Raw genomic sequence first — 14,036 nt, 5'->3', positions numbered from 1 at the left:
AGGCTTGACCTTTTTGGTTCCTTTTTGTGTCAAGACAAAAAGGAACGCCCGCGCGGCAGCGCATTCACATAGTCTTAAACGTTAAACCTATCCAAAACCCACACCCCTTCAACACCCATTAGCGAGTTATGTGAGAAACAACTCCCCCTCATTGTTGCCGCAGGCAATAGAGAGGGGGGGAGTAAAAAATCAAAAATTTTTAACCATATTGCATCACTCAAAAGTATTTTCGCCATAATAAGTCAGAAAAATCAACATGCTCATCAAGGTATTCGGCAGTTCGGTTTATGGAATTCAGGCCACAACCATCACCATCGAAGTCAATGCTGACCGAGGGTCAAAATTTTTCCTCGTCGGCCTGCCCGACAATGCCGTGAAAGAAAGCCGCCAACGGGTAGAAGCCGCCTTGAAAAACAACGGCTATCGCTGGCCCGGCCGCCGGATCACCATCAATATGGCCCCCGCCGACATTCGCAAAGAAGGTTCTGCTTACGACCTTCCACTAGCAGTCGGCATTTTAGCTGCCAGCGAACAGGTCGATTTACCCGAAGTACACCGCTACATCATCATGGGTGAGCTCTCGCTCGATGGCGGACTCATGCCCATAAAAGGCGCCTTGCCCATAGCCATTCAGGCACGCAAAGAAGCTTTCAAAGGCTTTATCCTTCCCAAAGAAAACGCTCGAGAGGCCGCCATCGTCAATAACCTGGACGTCATCGGCGTCGAGAACCTTCGCGAGGTCATCGACTTTCTGAAAGGCGACCTCCACATCGAACCTCTGCGCATCGACACCCGTCGCGAGTTTGCCGAGCATCTTGAAAAGATGGACATTGACTTCGCCGACGTTAAAGGGCAAGAAAACATCAAGCGCGCCCTAGAGATAGCTGCAGCTGGCGGCCACAATGTGCTGCTGATCGGCCCACCTGGAGCTGGTAAGACCATGCTTGCCAAGCGCATGCCTACTATTCTGCCGCCCATGACACTACACGAAGCTCTGGAAACCACCAAGATACACTCTGTAGCTGGCAAGCTCGGCCCAAATACAGGGCTTATGGCACAGCGACCCTTTCGCGCACCACATCATTCCATTTCTGACGTAGCCCTCGTCGGTGGAGGCTCCTTTCCTCAGCCCGGTGAAATCAGCCTGGCACACAATGGTATTCTTTTTTTGGATGAGTTACCTGAGTTTAAGCGCACGGTGCTCGAAGTGATGCGACAGCCCATGGAAGAACGCAAGGTTACCATCAGCCGTGCAAGGCATGCCGTTGAGTTTCCTGCCGGTTTTATGCTTATCGCCAGCATGAACCCCTGCCCTTGCGGTTACTTCAACCACCCGACTAAAGACTGCGTGTGCGCTCCAGGCATGGTGGACAAGTATTTGAATAAAATCTCCGGTCCCCTGCTCGACCGCATCGACCTCCATGTGGAAGTCACCCCTGTCAGCTTCGACGAACTCGCTCATAGCCGCCCAGCCGAAAAAAGCGCAGACATCCGCGCACGTGTCATTAAGGCAAGGAATATTCAGACCGAACGCTATAAGGAGCACGAAGGCATCTATTGCAATGCGCAGATGAACTCCAAACTCCTGGCTAAATATTGTCCGATATCTGAATCAGGGCAGAAGCTGATGAAATTGGCAATGGAGCGCCTTACCCTATCTGCAAGAGCTTATGACCGCATTCTAAAAGTAGCCCGCACAATAGCTGACCTCGAAGGCTCACCCAACATCGAAAATCACCACCTGGCCGAAGCCATCAACTACCGCAGCCTCGACCGCGAAAACTGGTCGCACAGCAAATGAATTGTTCAAATGCTCTATTTTTGGGCCAATGAAATTTACCTTAGAACAAGTTGCCTCTATGCTCGGCGGCCATGTAGAGGGGGACCCCAAAGCCGTCGTTTATAAACTCGATAAGATTGAAACAGCTGGCGAAGGGGCACTCACCTTTTTGGCAAATCCTCAATACACGCCTTACATCTACGCGACCAACGCCACTGCAGTGGTAGTGAGTCAAGATTTTAAGCCCGATAAAAGCGTAAAATCAAACCTCATTCGTGTAACCAATCCTTATGAGTCCTTTGCGCGGCTGCTTGAGCTGTACGACCAAATGAAGTACAACTTGCAGGGCATCCACCCCTCAGCAGTGATCGAAGACTCCGCTGAGATCGGCGAGAATGTGTACATAGGCGCATTAGCATATGTGGGCAAAGGCGCTAAAATCAGCAAAGGCGCAAAGATTTTTCCTCACGCATATGTGGGCGAAAATGCCGAAATCGGAGAAAATTCCATCCTGAAACCCGGTTCTAAAGTCTTGCACTTCTGCAAGATTGGTAAAAACTGCCACTTGCATACTGGAGTAATCGTTGGCAGCGATGGCTTCGGATTTGCTCCAGGTGGAGAAGGGTACAAAAAAGTTCCCCAAACGGGCAACGTCATTATTGAAGACGATGTAGAAATCGGCGCCAACTGCACCATTGACCGCGCCACTTTAGGCAGCACCATCATTAGAAAGGGCGTTAAACTCGACAATTTGATCCAGATTGCTCACAACGTTGAAATCGGCGAACACACAGTAATCGCTGCCATGACAGGCATAGCCGGCAGCACCAAAATAGGGTCCCATTGCATGATCGGCGGCCAAGTGGGCATAGCTGGCCATTTGAAGATCGGAAACAATGTAAAAATTGCCGCACAATCAGGGGTGATGAACAATCTGAACGATGGTGCCGTAGTGATGGGCTCACCAGCATTTGAAATTCAAGAGTATCGCAAAGCCTACGTGCTTTTTAGAAAGTTGCCTAAAATCATAAAAGAAATTCAACAAAAACTTAAAACTCATGGCTAAGCAGCAAACCATTGCCAGCCCTATTACTTTCAAAGGCGTGGGTCTGCACACGGGTGCAGAAACTACCATGACACTTTATCCGGCTGAGCCCAACAAGGGCATTTGCTTTGTGCGGAAAGACCTCCCAAGTCCTGTACATATCCCAGCTTTGGCCAACTTTGTCAACAGTACCGACCGAGGTACAGCCCTCCGAAAAGAAAATATCGTCATTTACACTGTCGAGCACATATTGGCTGCCCTTACCGGCTGTGAGATCGACAACTGCGAGATTCACCTCGATGGCCCTGAACCTCCTATTATGGATGGCAGCGCCTGGCCATTCGTCGAAAAAATTCTGGAAACCGGTGTCATCACTCAAGATGCTGACGTTCAATATTATGTAATTACCGAAGTAATTACTTATTCCGACCCAAAGCACAACATTGAGATAATGGCCGTTCCGGCCGATGAATATCGAGTTACGGTAATGGTCGATTACAATACCGAAGTGCTTGGCACCCAAAATGCTGAAATACTCTCCATTAAAGACTTTGTGCCCCAAATTGCTAAAGCGCGCACCTTTAGCTTTTTACATGAATTAGAATACCTGCTCGACAATGGCCTTATCAAAGGGGGCGACTTAAACAACGCAATTGTTTACGTAGATAAAAAGCCCTGCGAGGAGACTATGCGAAAACTTCAAAAAGCTTTTAAAAAGGAAAAAGTCTCAGTGCGCGAAAACGGCATACTCGATAACCTCGAACTCTACTACCCCAACGAAGCTGCTCGCCACAAATTGCTTGATGTGGTGGGCGACCTTACCCTCTGTGGCAAGCGCATAAAAGGCCACATCATCGCCAAAAAACCAGGGCATCGCGCCAACACCGAATTTGCCAAGATGCTCTTTACTCGAATAAAACAAGAAAAATCTCAAGCACCTAAATACGACCCTAACCAACCACCGGTAAAGGACGTAGTAGAGATTATGAAAATGCTTCCACACCGACCACCCTTTTTGCTCGTTGATAAAATCATCTATATCGATGACCAGTCGGTGATAGGTGTAAAGTCGGTGTCAATGAATGAGCCTTTTTTTGTAGGTCACTTCCCCGGAGCCCCAGTCATGCCAGGCGTACTTCAAGTGGAGGCTATGGCCCAAGTAGGAGGCATTTTCGCGCTTAGCACTGTACCCGACCCACATAACTATCTCACCTATTTTCTGCGTCTTGATGAGGTAAAGTTTAAACAGAAAGTAGTGCCTGGCGATACGCTGATTTTCAGACTCGAATTGATATCACCTATTCGCCGTGGTATTGTTCAAATGCGTGGCGAGGCCTTTGTTGGCTCCAAATTAGTAATGGAAGCTCAGCTCACAGCTCAAATTGTTAAAGAACGCAATGATTGATTGACATGACACAACCATTAGCCTACGTTCATCCTTCAGCCCAAATAGCCGACAATGTTGTCATCGAACCCTTCACTGTAATTCACAAAAACGTTGTGATCGAAGAAGGTACTTGGATCGGCAGCAATGTAACCATCTTCCCTGGTGCTCGTATTGGGAAGAACTGCCGAATCTTTCCTGGAGCAGTAATTTCAGCCATACCGCAAGACTTAAAATACAACGGCGAAGAAACCACTGCCATTATCGGCAACAATACCACTATTCGCGAGTGTGTAACAATCAATAAGGGCACAAGCGCTCAAGGCTACACTAAAGTGGGCGACAACGTACTCGTGATGGCCTATGCGCATATAGCGCACGATTGTATCATAGGCAACAACGTCATCCTTGTTAATGGCACCACCTTAGCTGGTCATGTGGTCATTGACGATTACGCAATTCTGGGTGGGTTAAGTGCTGTACATCAATTTGTACACATCGGTGCTCATGCCATGATAGGTGGTGGAAGCCTTGTACGAAAAGACGTTCCTCCGTACGTAAAAGCCGCTAAAGAACCACTTTCTTACGTGGGTATCAACTCCATTGGTCTCCGACGTCGTGGCTTTTCAAACGAAAAAATCAACCACATTCAAAATATTTACCGAATCCTCTTTCAGAAGAATTACAACTATTCACAAGCCCTCGAAATCATCGAGCTCGAAATAGAGCCTTCGGATGAAAGAGATGAAATCATTTCTTTTATTCGAAATTCACAACGAGGAATCATGAAAGGCTACACCGTTGGAAAAAATAGTTCTAAAAGCGCAGAACCTTTCTAAAAGGTTTGGCAATCAACTCGTTTTCAAAGATTTTTCTTTTGAATTAAAAGGTCCCGGACTCTACGCCATCACAGGCCGAAACGGAAGTGGAAAGTCAACACTGATCAAAATTCTTTGTGGACTGCTTGCGCCCACTACTGGTCGTGTAATGCCGTTTGTAAATGACGTAGAGGTGGCTGAGTACTATTTCTCATTAATTTCTATAGCCACACCATACCAAGAACTACCTGAAGAACTTTCTTTGGCTGAATTAGTGGACTTTTATTCTGCTTTTCGCACATTAAATCTTCCTGATACAGCTGATTTGTATAAAAATTTTCAGCTACCCGTCACGGGTCAAAAACCCATAAAAAGTTTTTCCTCGGGGATGAAGCAACGCGTAAGGCTTGGAATAGCCATTTATACACATGCACCCTTTCTCTTTCTCGATGAGCCTACGACTAATCTGGATGCAACAGGGATTCAGTGGTATAAATCTCTAATAATGGAGCAAATTTCAAAGAAACTCATCGTGGTTTCAAGCAATCATTTGCCAGAGGAATATCCAAATGCGAAAGGTATTTTCGAAATTCAATAAGATATAATTCCCTTTAAAAATTTTATCGCTTTTTCATTAAAAAAATCTGGCTGATCTACATTGCATACATGTCCACTTTGCGGAACTATTTCTAAATGTGAATTCTCATGTTGAGCAGCTACAATTTGTACCGATGGCAAAAACATATAATCCTCATCACCCATCAGATACAGCGTCGGATGTTTTGGCGCATTTTCCCTAAAAAGCTTCATTAACGGCTTAATCTGAGAGGTGATTTTAATCCACCGCAAAAATTCTTTCTGATAAATTTTTTTTGCTTCTTTGATAAATAAACATCTGGATTTTTCATGCCTTTTCTTGGGCATCAGTATGTGTGCGTAAATTTTGTAAATCCACATAAAAGGCACAATGCGTTTTAAGGCATGTGCCATTCGCACCAAAATCCGGCTTTTTAAATTAAAGCGTATTACAGCGCCCCCTAAAACCATTTTATCTACGCGACTAGGATACTTTTCTGAAATTTCCCTGATAATAATGGTACCGAGCGAAATTCCTACAAAATGGGTTTTTTCAATCTTTAGAAAATCTAACAAGCGTATAACATCTTCACAAATATCTGAAAAGTGATATCCCTCTTGCTGGATCCAATTTCGAAAAGGGTTTTTTGAGTTTCCATGCCCTCGTAAATCCAATAAGAGTACATGAAAGTGCTTTTGAAAATCCCTTAATTGTTTATACCAAATGTTTGAACTGCCGCCGGCTCCATGCACCATAGTCACCCATTCAGCATTCGGTACAGGATGTTTGAAAACCTTATGGTACAGTATCTCTGAATTCACGCCGATACTTTTAGTACTTTAATAATGGTAGATTGGTCTGATTGTTTAAAATACGGATCAAATGACGAAACTGGCGCTATCCACATCCACTCTGTGCTTTCGAGGCTTGGTTTTTTTTTGTTTATTTCTAAAACATCTGTCGGAGTGTAACCATGTAAGTACACCTCAGTTTTCGATATATCAAAAGGACTATTTCCTTCCACTTGTTGAATGTTCCACTGGTGCACATCGCCTGGAATAAACTCCCATTTAATTAAAGAATATTCTCCATTTTTATAGCCATATCCATCACCTTCATCGATATAAAAGAATCCCGAAGAAGCTTTATCGCCTTTGTACAAATGAAATTGGTAAATTCCTCGAAACGTTTTTTCAGCATTTTCGCTTGCTTCAGCACTCATCAAGGCATGACCCGCTCTCACAAATACAGGTATTCGATGGCGATGTAGCTCTACGACGTGTTCACCTTCAGTATAAACCTTACCTGTAAACATTTCGTAATAATTTCCTTCAGGCAACCATACCTTACCGAATGCCTGGCCAGGCAATACTGGGCAAACTAAGATGCTCGGACCGACAAAAAACTGATGACCATAGGTGTGGCTAAATGAGCGCTCATCGTTAAATAGTGTAAAGGCCATAGGCCTATTTATGGGTTCGTCGTGCATTACAGCCCTGTAAAAAGCTGAATACAAATAGGGAAGCAATTTGTAGCGTAGAGTTATAAAATTGCGACTTACTTCTTCAGCTTCCTCACCAAAAGACCATGGTTCGTGATCGCGGCTATTGATCATCGAATGCCCGCGAAAGAACGGATTAAAAGCTCCTACGGCAATCCAACGCATAAATAGCTCTGGCCAACACTCACCTATGAATCCACCAACATCATTACCACTGAAAAAATACCCACTCAGCGATAGGCTATTGATAAGGCGCTGACCGAGTAAAAGATGTTCTTCATTCGAGATGTTGTCACCGGTCCATTTCCAGGCATAGCGCTGGGTGCCTGCAAATGCTGCCCTTGTAAGGGCAAAGGGCCTTTTATCAGGACGAAATTCTTTTTGAGCTTCATAGGTAGCTCTCACCATTTGCATACCATACACATTATGTGCGTGGAGATGCGATGTCTGCTGTCCATCGTAGTTAAATCGAATAAAATCTGGGAAGTGTTTGCCCCATACGGCCGGTTCGTTCATGTCGTTCCAAAATCCAGCAACACCTTCCTCAAAGTGTGCCTTCATTTGGCGCTTCCACCAGTTGCGAGCTCTTTCATTCGTAAAATCGGGAAAATAACACCTTCCAGGCCATGCTTCGCCTACATAAAGCTTTCCATCGGGATATTTCACAAAAACATCTTCCTCTATCCCAGAGTCACACGCACCATAACCTTCCTCCACCTTTATACCCGGATCTTGAATAATCACCACTTTAAAACCTTTATCTTTTAAATCTGCCAAAAACTTCTTGGGATCTTTGAAGCGCTCCTTGTCCCAGGTAAACACTTTGTACTCATCCATATAATGGATGTCGAGGTAGAGTACATCACAAGGAATCTTCTTTTTTCTAAAGGTATCTGCTAAGAGCAACAGCTCCTCTTCTGGATAATAGCTGTATCGACACTGTTGGTACCCAAGTGCCCAAACTGGAGGAAGCTCAGGTCGACCGGTGAGATCTAAATATCTGGAAACTATCCCTTTAATGTCGCCTGTATATATGAAATAATAATCGATATAACCATCCGCAGATCTAAAGAAGGAAAATCGATCGTTTGAAGCACCGAAATTGAAATCTGTTCGACAACTGTTGTTTACAAATATTCCGTAGGGCAAGTGCCCATTGATACCAATATAAAATGGAATACTGCTGTAAAGCGGGTCAAATTCCTGATGATACGCAAAAGCGTCAGTATTCCAGTGGGTGTATTGCCACCCCCTTCGATCGATGGGGCCAGTTTTTTCACCTAAACCTATAAACCGCTCTCCTTGCTGAAGCTCTTTGAGCACAGTTATGCCATTTTCCTGTATTTGAATACCTAAGTCAGCGTCATTATGGATCAATTCACCATCATAAGTATAAAAACTTACTCGAAACGGATTTTCATAAACAAGTACTTTATACTTACCGGCATTTACCTCAAAAAAGCCATCCTTTATTTTTTGGATGTGCAATGTTTTTTTATCGTTTACAACTGTCGAATAAGGATTTATAATTCTTTTTCTGCCACGGATGAAAATTTGAATTCTGATTACATCATCGATTGGCTGTGTAATCAAAGCATCTATTTTGCCAGAGGATATTTGTAGAATGTTTTCTGATGGTTCAGAAGAAGTATTGGCCATAAAAACCATGATTTATTGTGGCCTAAAATTAAGATTCACACAATTATTCCTGAAACATTTGTCAATATAGTAAAATATTTAATACTATTGATAATGTTAATTTATTAAACTAATAATTGTCATAATGTTTGTAAGTGCATAGATTTACATTTGATGAATGAAATTATTCGTCGCGCCATGAAAGTTCCAGGCATCCTTATAGCAGTAATTATACTTTTCAGTTCATGTTTGAAAGACAAATTTGATTTTGACTCTTTTAAAGACATTGAGTTAAGCCCTGAGATATGGGTGCCTTTTGGTGAAGTAAGCCTGCGACTTTCAGACTTGAGTAGAGATACCTCTTTGATTTCTATTGATCAGGATGGCTTCATAACAATTGTTCTTAAAAAAGATTCCATACTTAAAACGACTTTGTCGAAAGCACTCCTATTTCCAGATCAGGATACAGTGCCCTTAGCTGCAGTTACTGGCCAACAGACCACAGCAGATGTAGCTATTTCGTTGTTTAACGACGCCGAAGTAAAGAAAATATATTTCGACACATTAGAGATCTCATGGTCCATACCTTCTAGTGTACCACAGGGCGTCGAAATGTCACTTCAGTTTACACAATCACAGCATGAGATAGGGCCTTTAACTCTCCAGGTTAATAATATAAACAATGCCCCTGGAGTGTATCATAAAAGTAATTTTTACAACGGTATTCTGGATTTGTCAAAGGGCAATACAACGCATAACACACTTCAATTGATAATTTCTGCATTGCAATATCCTTCTTCCATCCCGGCAGGTACACCAATTCCTTGCTTTATAAACATTACTAAACTAAAAGTAAAAGGCATGGAAGGCTACATTGGTAATAGCCAAATTGAATTACCGGTAGTTAACAGTATTTTGAATTTAAAAGGATTGGAAAAATTTAGAGAAGGAATCACATTTAGTAATCCAAAACTCGATTTATCAATTTATAACAACACAGGGTTAGAAATAGGCTTTGAGCCTATCATTTCAGGAGCCACTGCTACAGGGAATGTAACAGTACTTCAGATGCCAAATATTACAATATCCAAAGCTCCCAATCCAGGGTTATTTTCAACCACTCAGGTACAGCTAAATAATTCCAACAGCAATTTAGCTGAAATGCTAAAAAAATTACCAGAATTTTTAATTATTAGTGGCTCAATTGAGCTCAATCCAAATGGGAAACAAAATAATTTTCTTTTCAATAATGAAGAAATAATAGTCAATGGTCTTTTTGAAATTCCTCTGGAGTTTTCAGCAAAGGATATGTATTTTGAAAAAGAAATTTCAAACTTTAAATTTTGGAATTCTAGTTCAACAAATTTACCTGAGTTCATTGAATTTGAATTTACAAGTGAAAATGGTTTTCCATTTGAGTTGTCTGTTTCTGCTATATTTTTAGATTCCATCACAAACTCAGTGATAAGAATTTATGATATAGATGTATTAAAACCAGCTACAGTAAACACATCAGGTCGAGTAATTTCACCTAACACTTATAGATCAACACTTAGAATAAATGAAAGCGATTTGACTGCACTTAATGCCGCAAAAAGTTTTTATTTAAGAGTAAAGATTAACACACCAGACAACGGAAATCAATCTGTAAAAATTTACGATTCGTATTACTTCAAAACAAGATTGGCAGCAAAAGCAAAACTAAAATTTAAGCCTGTAAAATGAAAAGATTTTTAATCGCATTAATCATTTTATTATCTGCTGGATTATACGGACAGGTTCCTTATTCATTTTACACATTTTATCCAGTAGCACATACACAAATAGTTAATCCAGCTGCTCCTGTAAATGAAAAATTTACACTAGGGTTTATCAATACTGGAATGATGATCGAGAATACGCCATTTCGCCCAATGGAATTCTTTTTAAAAACGAGTAATGTAAACGATGTTCTTCGAAATTCCATATCAGGAATGGACAATTCAGATTATTTAAATTTAGATGTTCGAACAGATCTTTTGTTCTTAGGTTTTAAAATTGGTAAATTATATTTATCTGGCGGTGTTTATAATCAAAAATCTGTTCTATTTGGATACCCACACAATTTGTTGAGTTTACTCTATTTTGGAAATGCTCAATTTCAAAATCAAAATGTTAATTTATTAGGCAATACTATTGATATAACAGATTATTCTGCTATTCATGTTGGAGGACAAATTAAAATAAAAAGTCTGAGTATCGGAGGTAGAATCAAGTTGATAAATGGTATTCAGTCTTTTAAAACTGAATCAACGACTGCACAAGTAGGATTCTACGATACAGCATGGACCCTGAGTACGGATATTTTAATTCGAAGCAGCGGTGATTTTTCTGATTTTGCTGATAGAATGATTGATTATAGGACGCATCTAACACCAGGCAGCACTGGGAACAGAGGTTTTGCATTTGACATAGCCGCCAGTTATGATTTCAATGACAAACTGCGCGTCTCAGCTGTAATGGCCGATATCGGAAGCATTAAATGGAATGAACAATTAAAAGAGTACTACTCCAATGGCAATGTTCATTTCAATGGCTTGAACATCAATTTGGCTGAAGACGAACAAGTAGATTCATTTGATGAAATTATTGATTCAATCAACTCAGCCTTAAATATTCAAGAAAGAGCCGGTGAGAGCTACACTACTTCTTTATCAGCTCGATATTCTATTTTTGTGGATTATAAATTTTTCAAAAATCAAAGACTATCAGCCTTTGCTGATCTGCGTAAAACTTCTATAACTAATATGTTGGCTTTCGGAGCACAATATCATATGCCTATAACAAGATGGCTATCTTTCATGGGTTCATACACAGTTATAAACAATAATTTTTCAAACTTTGGGGCGGGTTTTATGTTTAAATTTTTGGGAGTTCAGATATACGGTGTTACGGATCAAATTAATGCAATACTCAATCCAGAACGATTAAATGCTATCAATTTTAGAATGGGAATAAATATCTCATTTGCTAATCCGGAGTACTACAAAAGGAAAAGTTCTACTAAAAATGAACTTAAAAACTAGAAAATATTTAAAATGAAAAATTCAAAGAGAAATTTTTTAATACTCCTGTTGGTAGTTTTTTCACTCTATTCTTGCGAGGATGAGTTTTTATTGCCAAGTCCGGAAAAGGTAGAAAATACACAACTCTATGCCGAAGTCTTGGGCGAATTCCTATCGGTGTGGAGACGATTTGACGAAGGCATTCGAAATCCAACAGTGGCTGCAGGTGGACAAGTTGTGATTGACCAAGCAACGGTAGTTAAAAACGGAAATATTTTGTCAATAGACTATGGCAACATTCAAAAATTATGTGCCGATGGAAAAACGCGTAGAGGAAGAATAGAAGCAGCTATTAATGGAGATTACGGAATTACAGGTAGTTTAATTACAATTTCCTTTATTGGTTTTAGAGTTGACGATATACCCATTGATGGTACAATTATGATTTCTGCTGTATCATCTGACCCTCAATTCAACATCCTTTCAACGAATTTTTCTTATAAAGATTACCTTTTAAATCTAAATTCAACTGTGACTTGGCACAACGGATTCAATACATACACCTTTTTTGACGATACTCTTACAATGACGTTACAAGGAACTGCTACTCGTCAATCAAAAAACTTTTTACTCAATTATGAAACAGATTCTCAAAACACCATAAAACTTGCTCTTGGCTGTAATTACAGAGTTGTAAAAGGTCTTTTGAATTTACGCGTAGATAAAGATAGTTCATTAGTAAAACTTGATTTTATCGAGGCAGATGGGTGTAATGATCTCATAAAGGTTGAATTTGTTAATGAAAGATATAATACTTTTATAAAATTTTCAGGTTTTTGATTAGAATCCCCAAAAGGTGAATTTATAATTGTACATTTGCGCGCTCAATTAAGAACGTTTAACCGGGTTTCGCACCCAAAAAAACTCAAAGATGGCAGTAAGACTAAGACTACAGAGACACGGCCGCAAAGGACATGCATTCTATTACATCGTGGCGGCCGACAGCAGAAGCAGAAGAGATGGTAAATTCATTGAAAAGTTGGGTACCTACAACCCCAACACAGACCCAGCAACTGTAGAACTGAACTTTGAATCTGCTCTCCGCTGGATTCAGAATGGTGCTCAGCCCACTGATACAGTGCGTTCAATTTTATCAAAGGAGGGTGTACTTCTCAAAAATCATCTACTTAAAGGTGTAATGAAAGGTGCACTCAGCGAGGAGCAAGCAGAAGAGAAGTTTAGCAAGTGGCTTGAAGAAAAAGCAGCTCGTATTCAATCTAAAAAACAACAATTACTTGCAAAGCGCGAAAAAGCGAGACAAGCTCGTATCGATGCTGAAAGAGCTTACAACAATCAGCGTATAGAAAAAAGAAACACAGCCGCTGCTGAATCTGCTTCTGAAAATTCAACTACAGAAGAAGCGTAAAGCATAAACTATTTGGTTTAAGCCAGTGAAATAATGGCTAAATCAGAATTCGTACCTGTAGGCATTGTATTGAAACCACATGGTCTTAAAGGCCATGTGGTTTTTAAGTTTTATAGTGCATCAATTAATTATGAAGATGCCGAACACTTTTTTATAGAGTTTAAGGGCGCAGAGCTGCCTTATTTCGTTGAAGAGATAAAAAAACTACCTAAAGGATATAAGATCAAATTTGAAGAGATAAATTCATTGGAGGATGCTGAAGAAATCCTTCAAAAAGAATTACTACTTCGCCCAGAGGAAATACGAAAACTTAGCACAAAAGAACCAACTCTTTCAGAAATATTAATTGGATATACTGCTTTTAATTCTAGCAAAGAACAATTGTTAGGCGAAGTATCAAACGTATTAGAAAACAAATACCAAAACGTATTAGAAATTAAACACACTACAGGAAAAAATATACTAGTGCCACTAGTAGATGTTTTTATCAAAGAAATTGATAAAGAAAGTAAAAGCATTATATTAAATATACCCGATGGCTTGCTTGAAGTATATTTAAGATAAGGGTTTATTAAGCTTTACTTTTGATTTTGATGGGAAATTAATAAATTCTAATGATATTTAGTTAAATCAAATCATTCAGAAAAACAAAAACCCCTAAACTTTTAGAGTCCAGGGGTTAATTGATTTTAGTAGTAAGGAGGGCAGCGACATACTCTCCCGGCGGAGTGCCAGTACCATCTGCGCTGGTGGGCTTAACTTCTCTGTTCGGAATGGGAAGAGGTGATCCCCACCGCAATAGCCACCCTCGAAGTTGTCTGTG

12 protein-coding genes and 1 rRNA gene are annotated in these 14,036 nt (G+C 40.7%); 10 read left to right on the top strand and 3 right to left on the bottom strand.

What is annotated here, in order from left to right:
- The first annotated feature begins 256 nt into the window (after window positions 1-256).
- From EIP89_RS11055 to EIP89_RS11035, 5 genes are read left to right on the top strand one after another with little or no spacing between them, the layout of a single operon-like run.
- Entirely contained in the window at window positions 257-1,801 is a 1,545-nt protein-coding gene (locus EIP89_RS11055) for a YifB family Mg chelatase-like AAA ATPase (protein ID WP_124398747.1), read from the top strand.
- Between the two features lie 28 nt (window positions 1,802-1,829).
- Window positions 1,830-2,846 carry a UDP-3-O-(3-hydroxymyristoyl)glucosamine N-acyltransferase gene (gene lpxD, locus EIP89_RS11050; RefSeq protein WP_124398746.1) on the top strand — a complete coding sequence of 339 codons (1,017 nt, stop codon included), beginning with the start codon at window positions 1,830-1,832 and terminating at the stop codon, window positions 2,844-2,846.
- The gene (locus EIP89_RS11045; RefSeq protein WP_124398745.1) at window positions 2,839-4,230 is read left to right on the top strand and encodes a bifunctional UDP-3-O-[3-hydroxymyristoyl] N-acetylglucosamine deacetylase/3-hydroxyacyl-ACP dehydratase; all 1,392 of its coding nucleotides are present in this window, start codon (window positions 2,839-2,841) and stop codon (window positions 4,228-4,230) included. The genes lpxD and EIP89_RS11045 overlap by 8 nt, the downstream gene beginning before the upstream one ends.
- Window positions 4,231-4,235: 5 nt before the next feature.
- A complete protein-coding gene (gene lpxA, locus EIP89_RS11040) occupies window positions 4,236-5,048 on the top strand; it encodes an acyl-ACP--UDP-N-acetylglucosamine O-acyltransferase (protein ID WP_124398744.1) in 813 nt (270 codons plus the stop codon).
- Entirely contained in the window at window positions 5,011-5,625 is a 615-nt protein-coding gene (locus EIP89_RS11035; protein WP_124398743.1) for an ABC transporter ATP-binding protein, read from the top strand. The genes lpxA and EIP89_RS11035 overlap by 38 nt, the downstream gene beginning before the upstream one ends.
- Here the strand turns inward: EIP89_RS11035 and EIP89_RS11030 are convergent.
- The gene (locus EIP89_RS11030) at window positions 5,619-6,359 is read right to left on the bottom strand and encodes an alpha/beta fold hydrolase (RefSeq protein ID WP_218019370.1); all 741 of its coding nucleotides are present in this window, start codon (window positions 6,357-6,359) and stop codon (window positions 5,619-5,621) included. The genes EIP89_RS11035 and EIP89_RS11030 overlap by 7 nt on opposite strands.
- A gap of 62 nt (window positions 6,360-6,421) precedes the next feature.
- Complete coding sequence (locus EIP89_RS11025) at window positions 6,422-8,764, bottom strand: glycoside hydrolase family 31 protein (protein WP_160160597.1); 2,343 nt, start codon at window positions 8,762-8,764, stop codon at window positions 6,422-6,424.
- 153 nt (window positions 8,765-8,917) lie between these two features.
- Here EIP89_RS11025 and EIP89_RS11020 point away from each other — a divergent pair, with 153 nt between their 5' ends.
- The 5 genes from EIP89_RS11020 (at window position 8,918) to rimM (ending at window position 13,777) form a co-directional block, all read left to right on the top strand.
- Window positions 8,918-10,468, top strand: a complete 1,551-nt coding sequence (locus EIP89_RS11020; RefSeq protein WP_124398741.1) for a hypothetical protein — start codon at window positions 8,918-8,920, stop codon at window positions 10,466-10,468.
- Window positions 10,465-11,808 carry a DUF5723 family protein gene (locus tag EIP89_RS11015; RefSeq protein ID WP_124398740.1) on the top strand — a complete coding sequence of 448 codons (1,344 nt, stop codon included), beginning with the start codon at window positions 10,465-10,467 and terminating at the stop codon, window positions 11,806-11,808. The genes EIP89_RS11020 and EIP89_RS11015 overlap by 4 nt, the downstream gene beginning before the upstream one ends.
- A gap of 12 nt (window positions 11,809-11,820) precedes the next feature.
- Window positions 11,821-12,627 carry a hypothetical protein gene (locus EIP89_RS11010; RefSeq protein WP_124398739.1) on the top strand — a complete coding sequence of 269 codons (807 nt, stop codon included), beginning with the start codon at window positions 11,821-11,823 and terminating at the stop codon, window positions 12,625-12,627.
- A 91-nt stretch (window positions 12,628-12,718) separates the two neighbouring features.
- Complete coding sequence (locus EIP89_RS11005) at window positions 12,719-13,213, top strand: 30S ribosomal protein S16 (RefSeq protein ID WP_124398738.1); 495 nt, start codon at window positions 12,719-12,721, stop codon at window positions 13,211-13,213.
- Between the two features lie 33 nt (window positions 13,214-13,246).
- Window positions 13,247-13,777 carry a ribosome maturation factor RimM gene (rimM, locus tag EIP89_RS11000; RefSeq protein WP_124398737.1) on the top strand — a complete coding sequence of 177 codons (531 nt, stop codon included), beginning with the start codon at window positions 13,247-13,249 and terminating at the stop codon, window positions 13,775-13,777.
- 135 nt (window positions 13,778-13,912) lie between these two features.
- On the opposite strand, the gene rrf is transcribed toward rimM, so the two are convergent.
- Window positions 13,913-14,023, bottom strand: a 5S ribosomal RNA gene (rrf, locus tag EIP89_RS10995).
- Window positions 14,024-14,036 lie beyond the last annotated feature (13 nt).

The organism is Thermaurantimonas aggregans, from assembly GCF_003851885.1.
Lineage (GTDB): Bacteria > Bacteroidota > Bacteroidia > Flavobacteriales > Schleiferiaceae > Thermaurantimonas > Thermaurantimonas aggregans.
This window is presented reverse-complemented; position numbering and strand designations above follow the sequence as displayed.

Bases quoted from the DNA above. Each gene is read 5' to 3' on its own strand.
- EIP89_RS11015 (WP_124398740.1), top strand. From the start codon at position 10,465: ATGAAAAGATTTTTAATCGCATTAATCATTTTATTATCTGCTGGATTA.
- EIP89_RS11020 (WP_124398741.1), top strand. From the start codon at position 8,918: ATGAATGAAATTATTCGTCGCGCCATGAAAGTTCCAGGCATCCTTATA.
- EIP89_RS11030 (WP_218019370.1), bottom strand. From the start codon at position 6,359: ATGGTGCATGGAGCCGGCGGCAGTTCAAACATTTGGTATAAACAATTA.
- EIP89_RS11010 (WP_124398739.1), top strand. From the start codon at position 11,821: ATGAAAAATTCAAAGAGAAATTTTTTAATACTCCTGTTGGTAGTTTTT.
- EIP89_RS11005 (WP_124398738.1), top strand. From the start codon at position 12,719: ATGGCAGTAAGACTAAGACTACAGAGACACGGCCGCAAAGGACATGCA.
- rimM (WP_124398737.1), top strand. From the start codon at position 13,247: ATGGCTAAATCAGAATTCGTACCTGTAGGCATTGTATTGAAACCACAT.
- lpxD (WP_124398746.1), top strand. From the start codon at position 1,830: ATGAAATTTACCTTAGAACAAGTTGCCTCTATGCTCGGCGGCCATGTA.
- lpxA (WP_124398744.1), top strand. From the start codon at position 4,236: ATGACACAACCATTAGCCTACGTTCATCCTTCAGCCCAAATAGCCGAC.
- EIP89_RS11025 (WP_160160597.1), bottom strand. From the start codon at position 8,764: ATGGCCAATACTTCTTCTGAACCATCAGAAAACATTCTACAAATATCC.
- EIP89_RS11055 (WP_124398747.1), top strand. From the start codon at position 257: ATGCTCATCAAGGTATTCGGCAGTTCGGTTTATGGAATTCAGGCCACA.
- EIP89_RS11045 (WP_124398745.1), top strand. From the start codon at position 2,839: ATGGCTAAGCAGCAAACCATTGCCAGCCCTATTACTTTCAAAGGCGTG.